Origin of the sequence: Oceanicola sp. 502str15 (assembly GCF_024105635.1) — a bacterium.
Classification (GTDB): Bacteria; Pseudomonadota; Alphaproteobacteria; order Rhodobacterales; family Rhodobacteraceae; genus Vannielia.
Genome location: NZ_WYDQ01000001.1, coordinates 2,827,023 through 2,847,500 on the forward strand (window position 1 = coordinate 2,827,023; position 20,478 = coordinate 2,847,500).

Sequence of the window (20,478 nt, forward strand, 5' to 3'; positions counted from 1 at the left end):
GGTGCCCTTTGTTTCTTGGCCGCAGGATAGGGGTGCGGCCCTTCCTTGCCAATCACAAAGGGTTCAAGCCTCGTTGCGCAATCGGGCCGCGAGCCATGCGAGGTCCGGGTCGGTGATTCCGATATGCGCAAGGTGATCGGCGGTGTTGAAGAGATACTCGGTGTTCGGCCCCCGCCCGCCATGGGCATGGGCGATGATCCGGGCCTGTTGTTCGAGGCTCAGCGCACCCTGATATTGCACGTGCTCCCGGTCGACCACGTAGGCCAGGGCCTTGAAGGGGGCGTCGTCATCCGCGCGCAGCGTGACGACGGCCTCGTAATAGGCCGACGAGATCAGCTCGCGCTCGCGCAGCTCCACCAGAACCTGCGGCTCCTGCCCGGGCGCAACACGCAGTGCAACCCCTTGGCAAGACGCACCTTCTGCCTCGTCCAGCGCGAGCACGAGGCCCGGCTTTTCTTCGGTGCCGCGGTGGTGGATCGACGACATGCAGAAGGCCCGGTGAAACCCGTCGAGCCGGGCCACGCGCTGCTCTGCCACCTCGAACCCGGGGTTCCAAAGCAGGCTGCCGTAACCAAAGACCCAGAGAGGGCTCGGGAGTTCGCTGTCAGGGATCATCTGCCTCGCCTTTCCATCTGCAGGCCGGTAAACCAGATCGCGTTGGAAACCGAAAGGGGCGCGGATGCTACGGCGCATGATCGTGGTGGTCCTCGTGGCCGCTCTCGCGTGGGGCGGCTACTGGGCCGTTGGAGCCTGGGGGCTGGAGAAGGCCGTGAGCGGCTGGCTCGATGAGCGGCGCGCCGAAGGGTGGCAGGCCGAGGCCGAGCGGGTGGTGGTGCGGGGTTTTCCCAACCGCTTCGACCTCGAGCTGGACGAGTTGCGCCTTGCAGATCCCCGTACGGGCTGGGCCTGGTCAGCGCCCTTCTTCCAAAGCCTCGCGCTCAGTTACCGCCCCTATCACGTGATCGCCGTATGGCCCGACAGCCAGAGCCTGCAAACCCCGTTTGAACGCCTCGAGATCACCTCCGAGCGCCTGCGCGGCAGCCTTCTGCTGACCCCCACGACCCTCGCGCTCAAGCGGTCGAGCTTCGAGCTGGACGGGGTGCAGGTGGTTTCGGATGCAGGATGGAGCAGCCGGTTGACGGAGGGGCGGCTGGCAACCCGGACCCTGCCCGAGGACTTCCCCGATCCGACCGTGCATCAGGTCAGCTTCTCCGCCCGCGCGTGGCAGGTGCCATCGCGCCTGCTGGCAGAGCTGAATGCAGCCGACCTGCTGCCCGACACGCTCGACAGCGTCACCGCAGATTTCACCATCCGGTTTTCCGCGCCCTGGGATCGCTACGCGGTGGAGCGCGCACGGCCTCAGCCCCGCCAAGTGGAGATCAAGCTGGCAGAGGCGAAGTGGGGGCAGATGGAGCTGAAGCTGGCGGGCAGTTTCGAGGTGGATGAACAGGGTGTGCCGGACGGGTCGGTTCTGGTGAAGGCCACGAACTGGCGCGATATCCTTGCCGTCGGCGTGGCTGCGGGGGTCGTTCCGGCAGATTTCGAAGGCCCAATCACCACCGCGCTCGAACTGGCCAGCCAGCTCGCCGGCAGCCCAAAGACGCTCGATATTCCGCTGAACTTCAAGAACGGGCAGGTGCGGGTCGGGCCTGCGCCCATTGGTCCGGCGCCGGTTTTGCGGTTGCGCTAAGCCTCGGCGCGGGGCGTTGTCAGCGCCTTGTAGGCATCGAACTGGGCCAGAAACAGCTCGCCGGACAGCTCTTCGAGAAAGTTGGTGCGGGCGAGCCTGTCCGTCACCGGCCCTTTCACTTCCGACAAGTGCAAGCGCACGCCGAGATCGGAGAGCCGCAGGTTGAGGGCTTCGAGGGACTCAAGCGCAGACAGGTCGATCTCGTTCACCGCCGAGCACATCAGCACCACGTCGCGCAGTTCGGGGCGTTGAAGCACACGGTCGAGCACGTAGTCCTCAAGGTAGCGGGCGTTGGCGAAATAGAGGCTTTCGTCGATGCGGATCGTCAGCAGCCTCGGCGAGGTTTCGACCATGTGCCGCAGCACGTTGCGAAAGTGCTGCGTGCCGGGCACCAGCCCGACTTCGGCAATGTGCGGCTTGGACGTGCGGTTGAGAAAGAGACCGATGGAGATGAGCACGCCGGCCATCACCCCGGTTTCGACCCCGAAGCCGAGGGTGAGCAGGATGGTGGCCAGAACCGCGGCAAAATCGGCGCGGTTGTAGCTCCACGAGGTCTTGAGCATCGAGAAGTCGACGAGGCCGAGAACCGCGACGATGATGGTTGCGGCGAGTGTGGCGTTGGGCAGGAAGTAGATCAGCGGCGTCAGGGCAACGGCCGCGATGGCGAGGCCAACGGCGGTGAAGGCACCGGCGGCCGGCGTTTCGGCCCCGGCGTCGAAGTTCACCACAGAGCGGGCGAAGCCGCCGGTCACGGGGTAGCCGCCGGTGAAGGCCGCGCCGAGGTTGGCGGCACCGAGGCCCACGAGCTCCTGATCTGGGTTGATGCGCTGGCGCTTCTTGGCGGCGAGGGTCTGGGCCACGGAGATCGACTCGACGAAGCCGATGACGGAGATCAGCAGGGCCGGCACGAAAAGGGCCGAGACGAGGCTGGGCGAGAGGTCCGGCAGGGTCAACGGCGGGAGGGCCTGGGGCACGGAGCCGACCACGGCGACGCCATGTGCTTCAAGCGAAAGCGCCCACGTTGCCAGTGTCGTGGCCAGCACCGCCGCCACGGGGCCTGCTCTTGCGATGATCTCGGCGAGGCGTGGCGGCAGGCCGGCTTTCAGCAGGGCGGGTTTCAGGCCCTTGCGGGCCCAGAACAGGAAGCCGGTTGCCGCGAGGCCAACCGTTAGGGTCACCGGGTTGATCTGGTTCAACTGACTGGCAAGCGCGGCGAGCATTTCTATCAGTGTTTGCCCGCCACCGGGCACGCCCAGAAGGTGCTTGAGCTGCGAGGTTGCGATCAGAATGCCCGAGGCGGTGATGAAGCCCGCGATCACCGGGTGCGACAGGAAGTTGGCCAGAAATCCGAGCCGGAACAGCCCCATCAGCAGCAGGATGCCGCCGGAGAGGAACGCCAGCGTCAGCGCCGCAGCCGCATAGCCCATGCTACCCTGCTCGGCCACCTGACCGACCGTGGCTGCCGTCATCAGCGAGACCACGGCCACCGGGCCCACGGCGAGTGCGCGGGAGGTGCCGAACAACGCATAGAGGATGATCGGCGCGATGGAAGCGTAGATCCCGGCCTCCGGCGGAAGCCCGGCCAAGAGGGCATAGGCGAGGGACTGCGGGATCAGCATGATCGTGACGATCAGGGCCGCAATCAGATCATTCGAGAGCGTCGCGCGCGTGTAGTCGCGGCCCCAGTCGAAGACCGGCATGTATCGCTTCAGCAGCCACACGTTTGGAGCACTCCGATCAGGTCAAAGACCATTGAGCGGCACCTTGAGCATGGGCCTGCCATCTTCGTCGGTGGGGATCTCGCCGGCCCGCATGTTGACCTGGAGCGACGGGATGATGAGCTTCGGCATGTCGAGCGTGGCATCGCGCTCGGTGCGGAACTTGATGAAATCTTCGCGGGTCTTGCCCGCTCCGACGTGGATGTTGTTCGCCTTTTCCTCGTTCACCGTCGTTTCCCAGGCAATCTCGCGGCCACCCGGGCCGTAGTCGTGGCACATGAACAGGCGCATCTCCCCGGGCAGCGAGAGCACCTTCATGATGCTGTCGAACAGAACCCCCGCATCGCCGCCGGGAAAGTCGGCGCGCGCCGAGCCGCCATCGGGCATGAAGAGCGTATCGCCCACGAAGGCCGCGTTGCCGATGACGTGGGTCATACAGGCCGGGGTGTGGCCCGGCGTGTAGAGCGCCACGGCGTTCAGGCCGCCGATCTTGTAGGTATCGCCGTCCTCGAACAGCGCATCAAACTGCGACCCGTCGCGCTGAAACTCGGTGCCCTCGTTGAAGACCTTTCCGAAGGTGTCCTGAACCGTGGTGATATGCACCCCGATGCCGATCTTGCCGCCCAGCCTCTGCTGGATGTAGGGCGCGGCCGAAAGGTGGTCGGCGTGTACGTGGGTTTCGATCAGCCAGTCGACGGTGAGGCCGTTCTTCTCGACGTAGGCGATGATCTCGTCGGCGTTGTCGTGGGTGATCCGGCCGGCGGCATAGTCGATGTCCATCACACTGTCGATGACAGCACAGTGGGTGCTGGCCGGATCCTTGACCACGTAGGATATGGTGTTGGTCGCCGCGTCGAAGAAGGCCTGAACCTCTGGCGCGATGCTCATGTCGATAGGATAGTCGCTCATGTGAACCTCCGGATTGGGCGTCAGGTGGTCAGACCCGGGCGCTCTTGGGTGTTTTCTGCGCCGTGGCCTTTTGCAGGGCTCTGGCCAGCAGGATACCCGCGATCAGCGCCACGACGAAAACAATTACCTCCACGCGCCCGGTTCCGAGTGCCGGTAGGGCGCCGCCCGGGCAGAAACCGGCAATGCCCCAACCAACCCCGAAGAGCAGTGACCCGCCGATCAGCCGAGCGTCGATCTGCCGGGTATTTGGCAGGCTGAAGCTGCCCGCCCAGAGGGGCGCGGCGCGGCGAAACAAGAGCCGGTAGCCGATGAAAGTGACAAACAGCGCCCCGCCCATGACGAAGGCAAGGCTCGGATCCCAGCTCCCGGCCACATCGAAGAAGTTCACCACCTTGGCCGGGTTGGCCATGCCGGAAATCGAGATGCCGAGGCCGAAGGTGAGGCCGATGAGGTAGATCAGTATGTACTTTTTCATCGCCTACACTCCAATCACGTGGCGCAACACGAAGACGGTCGCCGCGGTGCCCGCCATGAAGGTGAGGGTGGCGACGATCGAGCGCGGCGAGAGCCTTGCCATGCCGCAGACTCCGTGACCCGAGGTGCAGCCCGCGCCATAGGTCACGCCGACGCCGACGATCAGGCCCCCGAGGGCGAGCAGTGGTGTGGAAACAGGCACTTCGATTTCAGGCCAATTGCCCGTGAGCCCGAGGTAAAGCGCCGGACCCGAGACCATGCCGGCCAGAAGTGCGGCGCGCCAGGTGAACTCGGAAGACCCTTGCGGCAGGATGAATCCCGCAAGAATGCCGGTGGCCCCGAATATGCGGCCAAGCGTTGCCATGAGCATCACCGCGGCGAGGCCGATCAGAAGGCCGCCGCCGAGCGACAGGTACGGGGTGAACTCGGTTTCCATTGGGCGTGATCTCCGGTTGCGGCGGTCAGGGCTTGATTGGAGTCACATATATTCAATTTACTGCATTTGACAAGGTGCCATTACAACGCGGCAAGAAACGTGCCGATCCGGTCCCTGTCAATTGGCTTGCCAAGCAGTTCGAGGCCCAACGCGGCGCAGGTTTCCCGCACACGGCGGGAGCGGTCGGCGGTGAGCAGGCAGGCCGGGATCGGCCCGAAGCGGCCAGTGAGCAGGCTGTAGAGCTCGGTTCCGGTCATGCCACGCCCGAGCTGTTCGTCGAGCAGCAGCGCGTCCGGGGTCAACTGGACCTCGGCCAGAAGGTCGAGCGCCTCGGCGGCCTCATGAACATGGAGCACATGTGCCCCCCACCCTTCGATCATCTGGCCCAGCGCCCGGGCCAGCGCCGTATCGTTCTCCACGAGGAGAACGAGCGGCGCACGATCACGCAGGTCCGGCTCGGCGGCGGGACGCTCGGTGCGGGGGGTGGCTGATCGCTCGGTCATCGGCACATTGAGCGAAAAGCAACTGCCCAGCCCCGGCTCTGACCAGAGCGAAAGCGGGTGGCCCAGCCCCTTGCAGGCCCGCTCGACGATGGCAAGGCCCAGCCCCAACCCGTCGCCGCGTTGCTCGAGCCGTTTGAATTCCTGAAAGATCTGCGCCTGATCCTCTGCGGCAATGCCGCGCCCGCTGTCCCACACCTCGATGCGGGCCGACCCGCCGTTGCGCCTTACGCCAAGCACCACCGTTCCGCTGTCGGTGTAGTTGAGGGCGTTCGACAGCAGGTTCTGCACGATGCGACGCAGAAAGGCCGGGTCACTGCGCACGGTCAGCGAGGTATCGACGATCCGAAGTTTCAGCCCCTTGGCGCGGGCGATCGGTTCGAGCTGGTGCCGCAGGGGCTCGAAGATGGCCCTGAGCGGAACCGACTGCACATCGAAGCTGACCTTGCCCAGATCCAGCTTTGAAATGTCGAGGAGGGCGGTGATGATGTCTTCGACATTGCCCAGCGCCTGCGAGGTCTTTTCGGTCAGCTCGCCCTGAGGCCCAGCGCCGACGGTCTCGGAAAGCGACGACAGAAAGAGTTTGGCGGCGGAGAGCGGCTGCATCAGGTCATGGCTCGCTGCGGCGACGAAGCGCGACTTGGACCTGTTCGCGCGTTCGGCCTCCTCCAGCGCCTCCTCCAGCTCGAAAGTGCGCTCTTCGACCCGCCGCTCGAGGTGCTCGTTGATCTCGTGAAGCGCCAGTGCCGCTTGCCGCTCCGGGGTCACGTCGGTGAACGACACCACGAAGCCACGGTCGGGCATTTCCTGCGCAAAGCCCTGCAGGATGCGGTGTGCCTCTGTCTTCAACTCGAAGGTCAGCGGAAACCGCCCGCCACGCTGCGTGGCCCAATCAATGAACGTCTCTTCGGTCAGCCCGTCGCTGAAGCTGGCGCGGGCGGCAATGCGGTGGCTCAGGTCTGCGAAGGCGGCGCCGAGGGTTTCTTCGGGCAGGGCGATATCGAACAGCTCGCCAAGCCGGTCGTTCCACCCGGCGAGGCGGGCTTGCGCATCAAAGATCGCCACGCCTTGCGTCAGGTGATCGAGCGTTGCCTGAAGCATCTGTGCGTGGCCGTGCTGGAGCCGCTCGCGCTCGCGCCGCTCCGCCCGCAGGATCGCGGTGACATCGGTTTGCAGGATCACGGTGCCGCCCGAGGCGGTGCGATGCTCGGAGACCTGAAGCCAACGGTCGCGCCGCAAGGAGACGTTGAACACGGAATGCGCGTCGCCATGCCGCCGCATCCGTTGCGCGGCCCAGTCGGCGGGGACCTCGCCCTCCGGCAGCGACAGGTCGCGGCTTTCGGAAACAAGGCGCACATAGTCGGCAAACCCCAGCCCCTCGATGAGCCGTGGTTTGATATCGGCCAGCGCCTTGCAGAAGCGGCTGTTGGCCAGAACCAGCTTTTCGGAGGCGTCGAACAGCGCAAACCCCTCTGCGACTGTTTCGATGGCGTCGGCCAGGTTGGAGCGGGCGGCCTCGGCGGAGCTGTTGGCACGCGCGAGGCTGGCGTTGGAATCCTGAAGCAGGTCGAGCGCCCGCTCCAGCTGGGCCGTGCGCTCGCGCACCTGAGCCTCCAACAGCGCGGCACGCTCGAACTGGGCGTAAGCCAGCCCGCTTTCTTCGCTTTTCTGCTCGACCCGGCGCATGAGCGATTGCGCGATCTGCTGCAGCTTCTCGTTTTGCCGCTCGAGGCTGTCTGTCGGGTTCACGAGGCTCATCTAGCCGGCCTCGACGGGTGGGTAGAAGGCGACGCCTGTGATGGTCTGGTTCACATGGAGCGGGCCGAACTGCTCGCCATAGGTCGAGAACCCCACCACCCGGTGCCGCGCCAGGGTATCGGAGAGCGCCCGAACCGTTTGTGCCTGTTCGGCCTCGATGCGGCGGAGCAGGCAATCGCACCCCAGAATCCCCAGCGGCGCGACCGGCTCGGCAAGCGCGCCCAGTTCTGCGTCGAGGTGCGCCACGATGTCCTGTTTTTCCGCCACGGTCAGCACCATGCCCTCGTCGATCGCCGAAAAGAATTGCAGGTCGCCCTCCTCGGTGACGCGTTGAATGGCGCGCACGTGGTGCTCGGCCCCGATCCGCACCACCACGGGATGGGCGGCAAAGGTAAAGGTATCGAGCTGATCGGGATCCTTGCCGACGATCCTTGCATATTCACGCGCTGCGGGCTCGGCGTTGATCGACTTCACGATACGCGCCTTGGGGTCGGCCTCGGTGACGACCATGCGTTCATCCGTGGGCAGGAGGTGGTCGAGCGAAAAGACGCGCGTGGGCAGCGTTGTGCGCACGAGCGCGAGAACGGCAGCGTCCTGCGCGACCACGCCATCTAGGGCCACGCGGGTTCGGGCAAAGTCCACACCGTCGCCTGCCGACCCGCCAAACAGCGGCACCCCGCCCAGCGCCGGTGACAGGGCGGCGGCGAGTATGTCTTCCTTCAGGGAGAGACCGTCGACGAGGAGAAAGGCAAAGACGCTGGTCCGGTCCGGGGCGCGTTCGGCGAGGGCCAGACGCTCACGCACCAGCCGGGCACCGAAGGACTGCGCATCGCGCTCCGCCAGATGATCCATCATCAGGGCCGTGGCGGAGAAGGCCGCGGAGGGGAAGGCCACCGCCACCACCCGCCCTTCGGCATAGCCCGCGCGCCCGATCTCGCCGGCCGTGGTGCAGGCCATCACATGCGCCTCGCCAAAGAAGTTTTCGGCCCCGGCGATAAGTTCGGCGAAGCGGCACTCGGGGCTGGCGAAGAGGCAGACGAGGGCAAAGGGGCCGGGGCCAAGCTCTTCGGCGAGCACCGCCATCGCCTCCGGATCCGAGGCAAAGACCTCCGCAACCTGGGGGCCAAGCTCCTGCGGGGCCAGCGGCCTGGAAGACTCGGGGCGCGGGCTCAATGCATCTCCTCCACTCGGGCGCGGGCACCACTCGGCCCGCAGCAAGACACGTTAGGAGGACACCGGGGCGCTTGGCAACACGGACGAAAACCTCGCCTCCCCGGCGACGAGCACAGCTTGCGTCCGGCTCTGCACACCGAGCTTGCGCATGATCGCGGTCACATGGGCCTTCACCGTGGTTTCGGCGATGGCGAGATCGAAGGCAATCTGCTTGTTCAGCTTGCCCTGACAGATGAGTTGCAGGATGCGCGATTGCTGCGCGGTCAGGGTCGAGAGCCGCTCCACGGCATCGCTCTCGTCGCCGGTTGCATCCGTAGCGACATAGCCTTCGGGCCGGTAGGTCTCGCCCCGTGCAACGGTGGCAAGGGCCTCACGGAATGTGCTGCGCGGGCTGTGCTTTGGCACGAAACCGGCTGCACCCGCCTTCAGCGTGGCAGAAATCACCTGATTTTCGGCCATCGAGGAGACGACGATCACCGGCACGCCACGTGCCGTGGCCTTCAGGCGGATCAACCCGTCGAGCCCGGAGACATCAGGCAGGTTGAGGTCGAGGACCACGAGATCGGGCAGCTTTCCGGTCAGCATCTCGATGGCCGTTTCCAGCCGATCGCAGGTGCGCACCTCCTTGAAGGCGGCAACGCTGGTGAGTGTCAGCTCAAGCGCGTCGCAAAACAGCGGGTGGTCATCCACCACCAGTGCCCAGCCGCTGAGCGCACCCTTGGGTATGTCTCGGTCGATCCTGTCCATGCCGCCAGATTAACGGCATCGCCGAGGCCGGTCACTTGCCAATTGGTCGGGGCCGGGTGAGTATCGCCGCGCGAGGGCTGGACCGGCGATCACCGTGACTTAGCTCAGAACCAAGCCTTTGGTCGAATAGGCGCGAGCCCGCGCTCTTCCTAGGGTCTTCATCAATCGAGGGAGGTGATTCATGGAACTCAGCGACAGTCGCATCATCAAGGCGGATCCGCAGACCGTATGGAACGGACTGCTCGATGCTGACGTGCTGAAAGCCTGCGTCCCCGGCTGCACTGAAATGACCGGATCGCCCGAAGAGGGCTTCGAGGCGACGGTCGTGCAAAAGGTCGGACCGGTGAAGGCAACGTTCAAGGGGGCCGTCACCCTTACCGACATGAACGAGCCCAACAGCGTTACCATCTCGGGCGAAGGCAAGGGCGGCGCGGCGGGCTTTGCCAAGGGCGGCGCCGATGTGACCCTGACCGAAGTGCCCGAGGGCACCGAACTTTCCTACAAGGTCGAAGCCAAGGTTGGCGGCAAGCTCGCGCAGCTCGGCTCCCGCATCATCGACGGCTTTGCCAAGAAGATGGCCGACCAGTTCTTTGAAAACTTCCAACTCGCCATCGAGGGCCCGCCCGAAGGCGAAGAAGACCCCGCGGCCGATGAGGCCAGCGAGAAAAAGGGGTGGCTCAAGCGCCTGACCGGCAGCTGAACCTCCCCACCCAGCGAATAAAGCCAGGATAACCACTCAGGGAGGATTGCAATGGCAACGGTAACGATGACGGTCAACGGGAAGTCCCGGACCGGCGAAGCGGAGGGGCGCACCCTCCTCGTTTCGTTTCTGCGCGAAGAACTGAAGCTCACCGGAACCCACGTTGGCTGCGACACCAGCCAGTGCGGCGCTTGCGTGGTGCATGTGAATGGCGAGGCCGTGAAGGCCTGCACGATGTTCGCCCAAGAGGCCGATGGCGCCGAAGTGAGCACCATCGAGGGCCAGGCCAACGCCGACGGTTCGTTGAACACGATCCAGCAGGCCTTTCAGGACCATCACGGGCTTCAGTGCGGTTTCTGCACGCCGGGCATGGTCATGAGCGCGGCCGCGCTGCTGAAGGACAATCCCAAGCCCACCGAGGCAGAAGTACGGGCCTACCTTCAGGGCAACATCTGCCGCTGCACGGGCTACCACAACATCGTCAAGGCGATCATGGCAGCCAGCGGTCAGGACGTGAGCGCGATTGCCGCCGAATGAGCCATTTCGGCCCCCATGTGACGGGCCGGACAAGCTGTAAGGTGGGTTGCAACCCACCACCCCAAGGGAGGATTTAGGATGCCCAAAGACGGTGGCATTGGCGCCAGCACCAAGCGGCGCGAAGACGTTCGGTTCTTGACCGGTAAAGGCAATTATACCGACGACATCAACATTCACGGACAGACATACGTATACTTCCTGCGCTCCGACGTGGCGCATGGCACACTCAACAGCGTGGATACGAGCGCCGCGGAAGCGATGCCGGGCGTGGTCCGCATCTTCACCGGCAAGGACTTCGAGGGCATCGGTGGTCTTCCCTGCGGCTGGCAGGTGACCGACCGGCATGGCGAAGTCATGCAGGAGCCGCCTCACCCGGTTCTGGCCCAGGGCAAGGTGCGCCACGTGGGCGACCCGATTGCCGCCGTTGTCGCCGAAAGCCTTGAGCAGGCGCGCGATGCCGCCGAGGCGATCGACGTCGACATCACGGACCTTCCCGCCGTCATCAACATGAAGGACGCGCTGAAGGACGGCGCACCAAAGGTGCACGACGATCTGACCTCGAACCTCTGCTACGACTGGGGTTTCGTGGAAGAGAACCGTGACGCCGTCGATGAGGCCATCAAGAACGCCCACCACGTCACCACGCTGGAGCTGGTCAACAACCGCCTGGTTGCAAACCCGATGGAGCCCCGCGTTGCGGTGGGCGACTACAACGGCGCGACCGACGATTACACGCTCTACACCACCTCGCAGAACCCGCATGTGATCCGGCTGCTGATGGGCGCCTTCGTTCTCGGCATTCCAGAGCACAAACTGCGGGTCGTGGCACCCGATGTGGGCGGCGGCTTCGGCACCAAGATCTTCCATTACGCCGAAGAAGCCTTCTGCACCTTCGCCGCCAAGCAGGTTGGCCGTCCGGTCAAATGGACCTGCTCGCGCTCCGAGGCCTTCATCTCCGACGCGCATGGCCGCGATCACGTGACCAAGATCGAGCTGGCGCTGGACGAAGAGGGCAACTTCCTCGCGCTGCGCACCGATACCTACGCGAACATGGGGGCCTACCTCTCCACCTTCGCACCCTCGGTGCCGACCTGGCTGCACGGCACGCTGATGGCGGGCAACTACAAGACGCCGCTGATCTACGTGAACGTCAAAGCCGTGTTCACCAACACGGTGCCGGTCGACGCTTACCGGGGCGCAGGCCGCCCCGAGGCGACCTATCAGCTCGAGCGCGTTGTGGACAAAGCCGCGCGCGAAATGGGGATCGACCCGATCGAGCTGCGCCGCAAGAACTTCATCACCCAGTTTCCCTACGCCACGCCCGTGGCGGTCGAGTACGACACCGGGGACTATCACGCCACGATGGACAAGCTCATCGAGGTTGCCGATTTTGCCGGGTTCGAGGCGCGCGCCGCCGAGAGCAAGGCCAACGGCAAGCTCCGCGGGCTGGGGGTGAACTGCTATATCGAGGCCTGCGGCATCGCGCCGTCCAACCTCGTGGGCCAGCTCGGCGCACGGGCGGGCCTCTACGAAAGCGCGACGGTGCGGGTCAACGCGACCGGCTCGATCTCTGTGATGACCGGTTCGCATAGCCACGGACAGGGCCATGAAACGGCCTTCCCGCAGGTTGTGGCCGACATGATCGGCATTGACGCGTCGCAAATCGAGATCGTCCACGGCGACACGTCCAAAACCCCGATGGGCATGGGCACCTATGGCTCGCGCTCGCTCGCAGTCGGCGGCTCGGCGATGGTGAAAGCCACGCAGAAGATCATCAACAAGGCCAAGAAAATCGCGGCCCATCTGATGGAAGCCTCCGAGGGCGATATCGAGCTGAAGGACGGGCAGTTCACCGTTGCGGGCACCGACAAGTCGGTCGCCTGGGGCGATGTCACGCTCGCGGCCTACGTGCCCCACAACTACCCGCTCGAAGAGATCGAGCCAGGGCTCGAGGAAACTGCCTTCTACGATCCGTCCAACTTCACCTACCCCTCTGGCGCTTATTGCTGCGAGGTCGAAGTGGACCCGGACACCGGCAAGGTCGAAGTTCTGGCCTTTGCTGCGGCAGATGACTTCGGCAATGTGGTCAACCCGATGATCGTTGAAGGACAGGTTCACGGCGGGATCGCGCAGGGCGTCGGCCAGGCGCTGCTGGAAAACTGCGCCTACGACTCCGAAGGCCAGCTGCTCAGCGGCTCGTATATGGATTATGCGATGCCACGGGCGGGCGATCTGCCGAACTTCAAGGTGGATCACTCCTGCCAGACGCCCTGCACCCACAACCCCCTCGGGGTGAAAGGCTGCGGCGAGGCCGGGGCCATCGGCTCACCGCCTGCCCTTGTCAACGCCGTGGTGGATGCGCTCCAGCGTGCCGGCAAGGATGTGAAACATATCGACATGCCGCTCTCGCCCTCCCGGGTGTGGGCCGCGATGAACGGCTGAGGAGATAGCGAAATGTATAGCTTTGACTTCGAAAAACCCTCCACCATCGACGAGGCCATCGCGGCCCTGTCAAGCGAAGGTGCCCAGGCGCTCGGGGGCGGGCAAACCCTGATCCCGACGCTCAAGCAACGCCTCAACGCGCCGGAGAAACTGGTTTCGCTCACCGGCATTGCCGAGATGAAAGGCGTGACCGCCGAGGGCGACACGCTGAAGATCGGCGGCGGCACCACTCACGGCGCCGTTGCGAGGGAGGCCAAGAGCAGCTTCCCCGGCCTCGCCAAGCTGGCATCGCTCATCGGCGACCCGGCAGTGCGCAATCGTGGCACCATCGGCGGCAGCCTTGCCAACAACGACCCGGCAGCCTGCTACCCCTCGGCCGCGCTGGCCACCGGTGCAACGATCCGCACCAACAGCCGGTCGATCGCGGCGGGTGACTTCTTTGATGGCCTCTTCACCACGGCCCTCGAAGAAGGCGAGATCATCGTGGGTGTCGACTTTCCGATCCCGCAGGCCTCGAACTACCAGAAGTTCGAACAGCCGGCCTCGCGGTTTCCGCTGGTTGGCGTGTTCGTCGCCAAGTACGGCGACCGCGTCGGCGTTGCCGTCACCGGGGCAGGTGAAGACGGTGTGTTTGCCTGGTCCGAGGCCGAAGAGGCGCTGGCGGGAAACTTCTCGGCCGATGCGATCTCGGGCCTCTCCTACCCGGCAGATGGCCTGATCAGCGACCTGCACGGCACGGCCGAGTACCGGGCGCACCTGATCGGTGTGCTTACCAAGCGGGCCGTCTCTGCCGCAAGCTGACCGCGCAGCGATTAAAAAGCTTCAGCGCCCCGCCTCACCGGCGGGGCGTTTTGCATTCCGGGATAATGAAAAATTTGATTAACACAGCGCATAATCTCATGGCCCACCCCCGGGCTCTGTGCGACGATCCCCGCCAATCTGACGTTTTCATGTTTCTGGGAGGATCAAATGAAAACACGCCGCACTTTTCTCAATATTGCAGGGGCCGCAGCCCTCGCCACCGCTGGGTTCAGCGCACAGGCGCAGGCTCAGGAAACCCTGAATCTGCACCAGATGCTGCCGCCGCAGGCCGCCGTGCCTTCGCAGATCCTGGAGCCGTGGATGGCAAAGGTTGCCGAAGAATCGAATGGCACCCTGACCATCAAGCACTTTCCTTCGATGCAGCTTGGCGGCACCCCGCCCGAGCTGATGGACCAGGCCAAAGACGGCGTGGCCGACCTTGTCTGGACGGTGATCGGCTACACTCCCGGGCGCTTCCCCCGGACCGAAGTGTTTGAGCTGCCCTTCATTGCAACGAACGCCGAAGCCACCTCGATGGCCTTCTGGGACATGTTCGAAGAGCACATGAAGGACACCGAGTTCAAGGATCTCCATATCATCGGCACCTGGGTTCACGGTCCCGGCCTGATCCACTCCAAGGATCCGGTTGAAGTGCCCGAAGACCTTCAGGGCATGAAGATCCGCGGCGGCTCGCGGCTGGTCACGAACCTCGTCGAGAAGCTCGGTGCAACCGCCGTCGGCATGCCCGTGCCGGCCGTGTCGGAAGCGCTTTCGAAAGGCGTGATCGACGGCACCACCATCCCGTGGGAAGTGACCACCGCCGTCAAATCCTCGGAGCTGGTGCACAACCACACCCAGTTCACTGGCAACTCGCTCTACGTGCTCGGGTTCGTGCTCGCCATGAACAAGGACAAGTACGAGAGCCTGCCGGATGAGGCCAAGGCCGCGCTCGATGCCAACTCCGGCGCCGAGTTCTCGGCTTGGGCTGGCAAGATGATGGACGAGCTTGACGCGCCGGGTCGCAAGATTGCCGAAGACCTCGGCAACAACATCATCACCATCGATGCCGAGGGCACCGAAGAGTGGAAAGAGCTCGCCGAGCCGATCTACGCCGAGTGGGTGGCCGACATGGAAAGCAAAGGCATCGACGGCCAGGCGCTGATCGACGAGGCCCGCGCCAAGATTGCCGAATACACCAAGTAAGCTGATATCTGAGCCGACAACGAACGCCCCGCCATCGTGCGGGGCGTTTGCTTTGCGATGATCACGCAAATTATCGACAATTTTGCTGGATCGGCGGTGCGATATACGGCAATCTCGGCACTATAATGCAAAACCATCAACTCAATGGGAGGATAACGAGGATGGATCGCAGAATGATACTCGGCGCTTTGGGCGGCGCGGCCATAGCGGCCCTTGGTGCGACAAGCGCAGTTGCTCAAGAGGTCACGCTCCGGATGCACCAGTTCCTGCCGGCGCAGGCCAATGTGCCCAAGCTGGTGCTCGACAAGTGGGCCGCCGACGTGATGGAGCAGTCCGGGGGGCGCATCAAGGTGGAGCACTACCCCTCCATGCAGCTTGGCGGCAAGCCGCCCGAACTGATGGATCAGGCGATTGACGGCTCTGCCGATGTTGTCTGGACGGTGGTGGGCTACACCCCCGGCCGGTATCCCCGCACCGAGGTCTTCGAGCTTCCGTTTATGGTGACAACCGCCAAGGCCGCCAGCCGGGCCTATTGGGAGATGTTCGAAGAGCACATGAAGGACACCGAGTTCAAGGATGTCCATATCCTCGGCACATGGGTCCACGGCCCCGGCATGTTCCACACCCAACAGCCTATCGAAGTGCCTTCGGACCTTGAGGGCATGAAGATTCGGGGCGGCTCGCGGACGGTCAACATCCTTCTCGAGCGCCTGGGTGCAACCCCGGTCGGCCTTCCGGTTCCCGCCGTGTCGGAAGCCCTCTCCAAGGGTGTGATCGACGGCACCACCATTCCTTGGGAGGTGACGGCGGCCCTGAAGGTTGCGGAGCTGGTCCCGAACCACACCGAGTTCAAGGATGTGTCGCTCTATACGCTCACCTTCGTTCTGGCGATGAACAAGGACAAGTACGAGAGCCTGCCCGATGACCTCAAGAAGGTCATCGACGACAACTCCGGCCTGGAGTTCTCGATGTTTGCGGGTGACACGATGGAAGCCTCCGACGCTCCCTCGCGCCAGATCGCGGTGGACCTCGGCAACAACATCATCACGCTGGACGAGGAGGCAACCGCCGAATGGCGCGAGCTTGCCGAGCCGATCTACCAGGAGTGGGTTGCGGACATGGACGCCAAGGGCATCGACGGCCAGGCGCTGATCGACGAGGCCCGGGCCAAGATCGCCGAATACACCGAGTGAACTGATATTCCCCGAAAAGGAAGGGCCGCGACGGATACGTCGCGGCCCTATTTCGTTTCGGCGGGCGCGTTTAGTCGCCCAGAGCCTCAAGGTCGCCAGCTTCGACAGCCGCCGTCAGTTCCTCGTCGCTCAGCACGCCATCCTGATCGGTATCGATTGCCGCAAACTGCTCTTCGGTGAAACCTTCATAGATCGCTGCGATCTCTTCAAAGGACGCCATGCCATCGCCATCTGTGTCGATCATCTCGACTTCGGCAAGAGCGGGAAGAGCCGCGAATGCGGCGAGAAGAGCGCCAAGTGCCACCCGTCTCATGTGTATCTCCATGTATAAGAACAGCGGCCCCTTTGGCCGCCACCGGGACATTGACAGAGTTTTTGGCGAACGCCAGAGGGATATCAGCGCACATCGGCGTGAAGTGTCAGAGGCTCATCTTTAAGGCTTCAGCGACAGCTTCGGGGGTGATGTCGAAGTGGCGGTAGAGATCGGCATAGTCGCCTGATGCTCCAAATCCCTCCATCCCAACAAACGCCCCTTCGGCCCCGATGTAGCGATCCCAGCCAAAGCGCACGGCAGCCTCGACGGCCACACGCGGGGCGTTGCCAAGCACTGCGGCGCGGTAGGCCTTGGGCTGCGCCTCGAAGAGCTCCCAGCACGGCATGGATACCACGGCTGCCCGGATACCGGCTTCCGCAAGCAGGTCGCGTGCCGCGAGGGCCACGGCCACTTCGGACCCGGTTGCAAGAATTGTGGCCTGCCGTTCGCCCTCGGCTTCCGCGAGCACGTAGGCGCCCTTCGCTGTGAGGTTCTCGGCATCGGCATCGGGCCGGACCACGGCGAGAGGCTGCCGCGAACAGATGATCGAGGTCGGCCCGGAGCGATGCTGCAGGCCCAACTCCCAGGCCTCTGCCATTTCGACCGCATCAGCGGGGCGGATGGTCCACATGTTCGGATAGGCCCGCAGCGACGCCAGGTATTCCACCGGCTGATGCGTCGGGCCGTTCTTTCCGATTCCGATGGAGTCGTGGCTGAAGACGAAGAGGCCCGGAATGCGCATGAGGCAGGCCATGCGGAGGGTGTGGCGCATATAGTCGGAGAAAACCAGAAAAGTGGTGCCCATGGAGACGATGCCACCATGTACGGTCATGCCGTTCATCATCGCGCCCATGGCGTGCTCGCGAACGCCGTAGTGGATGTATCGGCCTGTCCGGTCGTTGGCGGTAAACGGACCCAGCTGGCGCTTGTGCTGCGTGGCGGCCTCCAGGTCGGGGGCGCCGGAGATCAGTTCCGGTATGACCTCGGCCATGGCGGCGACCATATCGCCCGAGGCACGGATGCCCGCCATGTCGCCAGCCTTCGACAGTTCGGCCTTCTTGGCGTGGAGCACCTCTTGCCAATCGGTGGGGAGTTCACCTGCCATCAACCTGTCCCACTCGGCTCGCGTTTCGGGATCGAGGCCATCAAGACGTTTCTGCCAAGCCAAGCGTTCGGCGCGACCTCTCGACCCGGCGTCGCGCCATGCGGCCTCAATCGCCTCCGGAAGCTCAAACGGGGGATGCGGCCAGTTCAGTAGCTCGCGCGCAGCGTTCGTGTCGTCACTCGAGATCTTGCCGCCATGGGCCGCGCGATCGTTCTGAATACGCGGAATGCCAAAACCGATATACGTCCGACAGGCGATCATGCTCGGGCGGTCGTCGGATTTTGCGGCCGCGATTGCTTCTGAGAGCGCATCCGGGTCGTGCCCATCGACTTCTTGAACGTGCCATCCGTTGTTTTCAAACCTCACGCACTGATCTTCGGAGACGGCCTGATCGGTTGGCCCATCATCCGTCATCCTGTTGTCATCCCACAGGAAAATGAGCTTCCCGAGTTTTAGATGACCCGCCAGCGCAATCACCTCGGCGGCGATACCTTCCATGAGGCAGCCGTCGCCAGTGTAGGCGTAGGTGTAGTGATCAACGACAGCGTCACCGAAGCGCGCATTCAGGATACGCTCGGCAACCGCCATTCCAACCGCATTCGCGATACCTTGGCCCAGAGGCCCTGTGGTAGTTTCGATACCAGCCTCAGGGTCGTACTCCGGGTGCCCGGCCGTGTGTGAACCCAGAACGCGGAAGTTTTTCACCTGCTCGATGTCGATCTTCTCGTATCCACAGAGGCAGAGAAGCGAATAGAGCAGCATGGATCCATGGCCAGCGGAGTGAACGAAGCGATCACGATCGGGCCAGGTTGGGTCTGCTGCGTCGAATTTGAGATGACGGGTGAAGAGAGCTGTAGCGATGTCGGCGCCACCAAGCGGCGTGCCGGGGTGGCCTTCGCCCGCCCGAACAATCGCATCCATCGACAGGAAGCGGATCGCATGTGCCATTCGGCGCATATCTACCGCAGTCTCGGATTTGCTACGGACGTTCATGGCTCGGCTCCCTCCCTTGAAGGCGGGCATCTTACCCGCGCCCGTTGGTAGCTCGGGGGAAGTGCGCCGACAAATCCGAAAACTTAAGCATCTCGTTAGTAGAACTGAATTCAGGACCAAGACGCAAAAAAGCCCGCCAGTGGCGGGCCGTAATGTTGGTTGCGGGGGTAGGATTTGAACCTACGACCTTCAGGTTATGAGCCTGACGAGCTACCGGGCTGCTCCACCCCGCGACACTTTGGGTGCGCTACCGCTTCCGAACTTTAGCGCTGGTCATCGTTCCGAGAGATACAATTAACGGTTTCTTACTAGGTTTGGCGGCGACCTACTCTCCCACGTCTTAAGACGCAGTACCATCGGCGCTACGGCACTTAACGGCTGGGTTCGGGATGGCACCAGGTGTTTTGCTCGCGCTATGACCACCAAACCGAGAAAGAAACCGTTATCCAAGTCAAGCCATCTTGTGGTGTAGTACGGCTTTCGATCAGTATCAGACCTTGCTGTTACTGGATCAAATCAAGCCTATCGGGCAATTAGTACCGGTCAACTGAATGCATTGCTGCACTTACATCTCCGGCCTATCGACGTGGTGGTCTACCACGGCCCTCAGGGATACCTTGTTTTGAGGGGGGCTTCCCGCTTAGATGCCTTCAGCGGTTATCCTTTCCGATCATAGCTACCCAGCACTGCCGTTGGCACGACAACTGGTCCACCAGTGGATCGTTCACCCCGGTCCTCTCGTACTAGGGGCAACTCCTCTCAAGTATCCTACACCCACGGCAGATAGGGACCGAACTGTCTCACGACGTTCTAAACCCAGCTCACGTACCTCTTTAAACGGCGAACAGCCGTACCCTTGGGACATGCTCCAGCCCCAGGATGAGATGAGCCGACATCGAGGTGCCAAACGGTGCCGTCGATATGGACTCTTGGGCACCATCAGCCTGTTATCCCCGGCGTACCTTTTATCCGTTGAGCGATGGCCCTTCCACTCGGGACCACCGGATCACTATGGCCGTCTTTCGACTCTGCTCGACTTGTCAGTCTCGCAGTCAGGCTGGCTTATGCCATTGCACTCAACGAGCGATTTCCGACCGCTCTGAGCCAACCTTCGCGCGCCTCCGTTACTCTTTGGGAGGCGACCGCCCCAGTCAAACTACCCGCCACACAGGGTCCCGGATCCGGATAACGGACCGCGGTTAGACATCAAGCAAAACAAGGGTGGTATCTCAAAGGAGGCTCCATAGGAACTGGCGTTCCTACTTCAAAGCCTACCACCTATTCTGCACATATTGTGCCTGATGCCAGTGTGAAGCTGTAGTAAAGGTGCACGGGGTCTTTCCGTCTAACCGCGGGAAGCCTGCATCTTGACAGGCAATTCAATTTCGCTGAGTCGATGTTGGAGACAGCGGGGAAGTCGTTACGCCATTCGTGCAGGTCGGAACTTACCCGACAAGGAATTTCGCTACCTTAGGACCGTTATAGTTACGGCCGCCGTTTACCTGGGCTTCAATTCAAGGCTCTCACCTCTCCTTTTAACCTTCAGGCACCGGGCAGGCGTCAGACCCTATACGTCGTCTTGCGACTTCGCAGAGCCCTGTGTTTTTAGTAAACAGTCGCCACCCCCTGGTTTGTGCCCCCGGATCCAAGTTGCCTTGAACCCGGGCCTCCTTCTCGCGAACTTACGGAGGTATTTTGCCGAGTTCCTTCAACATCGTTCTCTCAAGCGCCTTGGTATTCTCTACCAGTCCACCTGTGTCGGTTTAGGGTACGGTCTGATGGAAGG

At 63.3% G+C, this 20,478-nt stretch carries 17 protein-coding genes, 1 tRNA gene and 2 rRNA genes (1 of these 20 cut by a window edge); 7 read left to right on the forward strand and 13 right to left on the reverse strand.

Annotated elements, in window-relative coordinates; all coding sequences use genetic code 11:
- Positions 1-63: 63 nt before the first annotated feature.
- Positions 64-615 carry a gamma-glutamylcyclotransferase gene (locus GTH22_RS13825; RefSeq protein WP_252946062.1) on the reverse strand — a complete coding sequence of 184 codons (552 nt, stop codon included), beginning with the start codon at positions 613-615 and terminating at the stop codon, positions 64-66.
- A gap of 64 nt (positions 616-679) precedes the next feature.
- Here GTH22_RS13825 and GTH22_RS13830 point away from each other — a divergent pair, with 64 nt between their 5' ends.
- The gene (locus GTH22_RS13830; RefSeq protein ID WP_252946064.1) at positions 680-1,690 is read left to right on the forward strand and encodes a DUF2125 domain-containing protein; all 1,011 of its coding nucleotides are present in this window, start codon (positions 680-682) and stop codon (positions 1,688-1,690) included.
- Here the strand turns inward: GTH22_RS13830 and GTH22_RS13835 are convergent.
- The 7 genes from GTH22_RS13835 to GTH22_RS13865 all read right to left on the reverse strand — a co-directional run bounded on the left by GTH22_RS13835 (position 1,687) and on the right by GTH22_RS13865 (position 9,405).
- Positions 1,687-3,411: a sulfate permease gene (locus tag GTH22_RS13835; RefSeq protein WP_252946065.1), complete on the reverse strand. Its 1,725-nt coding sequence runs from the start codon at positions 3,409-3,411 to the stop codon at positions 1,687-1,689. The two genes, GTH22_RS13830 and GTH22_RS13835, sit on opposite strands and share 4 nt — an antisense overlap.
- A 21-nt stretch (positions 3,412-3,432) precedes the next feature.
- A complete protein-coding gene (locus GTH22_RS13840; RefSeq protein ID WP_252946067.1) occupies positions 3,433-4,317 on the reverse strand; it encodes an MBL fold metallo-hydrolase in 885 nt (294 codons plus the stop codon).
- 28 nt (positions 4,318-4,345) lie between these two features.
- The gene (locus GTH22_RS13845; RefSeq protein WP_252946069.1) at positions 4,346-4,792 is read right to left on the reverse strand and encodes a DUF6691 family protein; all 447 of its coding nucleotides are present in this window, start codon (positions 4,790-4,792) and stop codon (positions 4,346-4,348) included.
- Between the two features lie 3 nt (positions 4,793-4,795).
- Positions 4,796-5,227, reverse strand: coding sequence for a YeeE/YedE family protein (locus GTH22_RS13850; RefSeq protein ID WP_252946071.1), 432 nt, complete (start codon positions 5,225-5,227; stop codon positions 4,796-4,798).
- Positions 5,228-5,307: 80 nt separating this feature from the next.
- Complete coding sequence (locus GTH22_RS13855; protein WP_252946073.1) at positions 5,308-7,485, reverse strand: PAS-domain containing protein; 2,178 nt, start codon at positions 7,483-7,485, stop codon at positions 5,308-5,310.
- A complete protein-coding gene (locus tag GTH22_RS13860) occupies positions 7,486-8,568 on the reverse strand; it encodes an FIST N-terminal domain-containing protein (RefSeq protein WP_252947645.1) in 1,083 nt (360 codons plus the stop codon). It abuts the gene before it with no gap.
- A gap of 141 nt (positions 8,569-8,709) precedes the next feature.
- A complete protein-coding gene (locus tag GTH22_RS13865; RefSeq protein WP_252946075.1) occupies positions 8,710-9,405 on the reverse strand; it encodes a response regulator transcription factor in 696 nt (231 codons plus the stop codon).
- A gap of 181 nt (positions 9,406-9,586) precedes the next feature.
- Between GTH22_RS13865 and GTH22_RS13870 the strand changes: the two genes are divergently transcribed.
- From GTH22_RS13870 to GTH22_RS13895, 6 genes are all read left to right on the forward strand, one after another.
- Positions 9,587-10,105: a CoxG family protein gene (locus GTH22_RS13870; protein ID WP_252946077.1), complete on the forward strand. Its 519-nt coding sequence runs from the start codon at positions 9,587-9,589 to the stop codon at positions 10,103-10,105.
- A gap of 51 nt (positions 10,106-10,156) precedes the next feature.
- Positions 10,157-10,642, forward strand: a complete 486-nt coding sequence (locus GTH22_RS13875) for a (2Fe-2S)-binding protein (protein ID WP_252946079.1) — start codon at positions 10,157-10,159, stop codon at positions 10,640-10,642.
- A 78-nt stretch (positions 10,643-10,720) separates the two neighbouring features.
- Positions 10,721-13,084 (forward strand): xanthine dehydrogenase family protein molybdopterin-binding subunit, encoded by a 2,364-nt coding sequence (locus GTH22_RS13880; RefSeq protein ID WP_252946089.1) that lies wholly within the window; start codon positions 10,721-10,723, stop codon positions 13,082-13,084.
- A 12-nt stretch (positions 13,085-13,096) separates the two neighbouring features.
- The gene (locus tag GTH22_RS13885) at positions 13,097-13,885 is read left to right on the forward strand and encodes a xanthine dehydrogenase family protein subunit M (RefSeq protein ID WP_252946092.1); all 789 of its coding nucleotides are present in this window, start codon (positions 13,097-13,099) and stop codon (positions 13,883-13,885) included.
- Positions 13,886-14,053: 168 nt separating this feature from the next.
- The gene (locus GTH22_RS13890) at positions 14,054-15,088 is read left to right on the forward strand and encodes a TRAP transporter substrate-binding protein (protein ID WP_252946094.1); all 1,035 of its coding nucleotides are present in this window, start codon (positions 14,054-14,056) and stop codon (positions 15,086-15,088) included.
- A gap of 161 nt (positions 15,089-15,249) precedes the next feature.
- Positions 15,250-16,281, forward strand: coding sequence for a TRAP transporter substrate-binding protein (locus tag GTH22_RS13895; protein ID WP_252946096.1), 1,032 nt, complete (start codon positions 15,250-15,252; stop codon positions 16,279-16,281).
- Between the two features lie 70 nt (positions 16,282-16,351).
- Here the strand turns inward: GTH22_RS13895 and GTH22_RS13900 are convergent, their stop codons facing one another.
- The 5 genes from GTH22_RS13900 to GTH22_RS13920 form a co-directional block, all read right to left on the reverse strand.
- Complete coding sequence (locus tag GTH22_RS13900) at positions 16,352-16,594, reverse strand: hypothetical protein (protein WP_252946098.1); 243 nt, start codon at positions 16,592-16,594, stop codon at positions 16,352-16,354.
- Between the two features lie 106 nt (positions 16,595-16,700).
- The gene (gene tkt, locus GTH22_RS13905) at positions 16,701-18,692 is read right to left on the reverse strand and encodes a transketolase (RefSeq protein WP_252946100.1); all 1,992 of its coding nucleotides are present in this window, start codon (positions 18,690-18,692) and stop codon (positions 16,701-16,703) included.
- 156 nt (positions 18,693-18,848) lie between these two features.
- Positions 18,849-18,925: transfer RNA gene (locus GTH22_RS13910), tRNA-Met, on the reverse strand.
- 79 nt (positions 18,926-19,004) lie between these two features.
- Positions 19,005-19,119 (reverse strand): 5S ribosomal RNA (gene rrf / locus GTH22_RS13915).
- Between the two features lie 85 nt (positions 19,120-19,204).
- A 23S ribosomal RNA gene (locus tag GTH22_RS13920) occupies positions 19,205-20,478 on the reverse strand (it continues 1,556 nt past the right edge of the window).

Bases quoted from the DNA above. Each gene is read 5' to 3' on its own strand.
- GTH22_RS13865 (WP_252946075.1), bottom strand. From the start codon at position 9,405: ATGGACAGGATCGACCGAGACATACCCAAGGGTGCGCTCAGCGGCTGG.
- GTH22_RS13830 (WP_252946064.1), top strand. From the start codon at position 680: ATGCTACGGCGCATGATCGTGGTGGTCCTCGTGGCCGCTCTCGCGTGG.
- GTH22_RS13890 (WP_252946094.1), top strand. From the start codon at position 14,054: ATGAAAACACGCCGCACTTTTCTCAATATTGCAGGGGCCGCAGCCCTC.
- GTH22_RS13875 (WP_252946079.1), top strand. From the start codon at position 10,157: ATGGCAACGGTAACGATGACGGTCAACGGGAAGTCCCGGACCGGCGAA.
- GTH22_RS13900 (WP_252946098.1), bottom strand. From the start codon at position 16,594: ATGAGACGGGTGGCACTTGGCGCTCTTCTCGCCGCATTCGCGGCTCTT.
- GTH22_RS13895 (WP_252946096.1), top strand. From the start codon at position 15,250: ATGGATCGCAGAATGATACTCGGCGCTTTGGGCGGCGCGGCCATAGCG.
- GTH22_RS13825 (WP_252946062.1), bottom strand. From the start codon at position 615: ATGATCCCTGACAGCGAACTCCCGAGCCCTCTCTGGGTCTTTGGTTAC.
- GTH22_RS13870 (WP_252946077.1), top strand. From the start codon at position 9,587: ATGGAACTCAGCGACAGTCGCATCATCAAGGCGGATCCGCAGACCGTA.
- tkt (WP_252946100.1), bottom strand. From the start codon at position 18,692: ATGAACGTCCGTAGCAAATCCGAGACTGCGGTAGATATGCGCCGAATG.
- GTH22_RS13880 (WP_252946089.1), top strand. From the start codon at position 10,721: ATGCCCAAAGACGGTGGCATTGGCGCCAGCACCAAGCGGCGCGAAGAC.
- GTH22_RS13855 (WP_252946073.1), bottom strand. From the start codon at position 7,485: ATGAGCCTCGTGAACCCGACAGACAGCCTCGAGCGGCAAAACGAGAAG.
- GTH22_RS13840 (WP_252946067.1), bottom strand. From the start codon at position 4,317: ATGAGCGACTATCCTATCGACATGAGCATCGCGCCAGAGGTTCAGGCC.
- GTH22_RS13885 (WP_252946092.1), top strand. From the start codon at position 13,097: ATGTATAGCTTTGACTTCGAAAAACCCTCCACCATCGACGAGGCCATC.
- GTH22_RS13845 (WP_252946069.1), bottom strand. From the start codon at position 4,792: ATGAAAAAGTACATACTGATCTACCTCATCGGCCTCACCTTCGGCCTC.
- GTH22_RS13860 (WP_252947645.1), bottom strand. From the start codon at position 8,568: ATGGCGGTGCTCGCCGAAGAGCTTGGCCCCGGCCCCTTTGCCCTCGTC.
- GTH22_RS13850 (WP_252946071.1), bottom strand. From the start codon at position 5,227: ATGGAAACCGAGTTCACCCCGTACCTGTCGCTCGGCGGCGGCCTTCTG.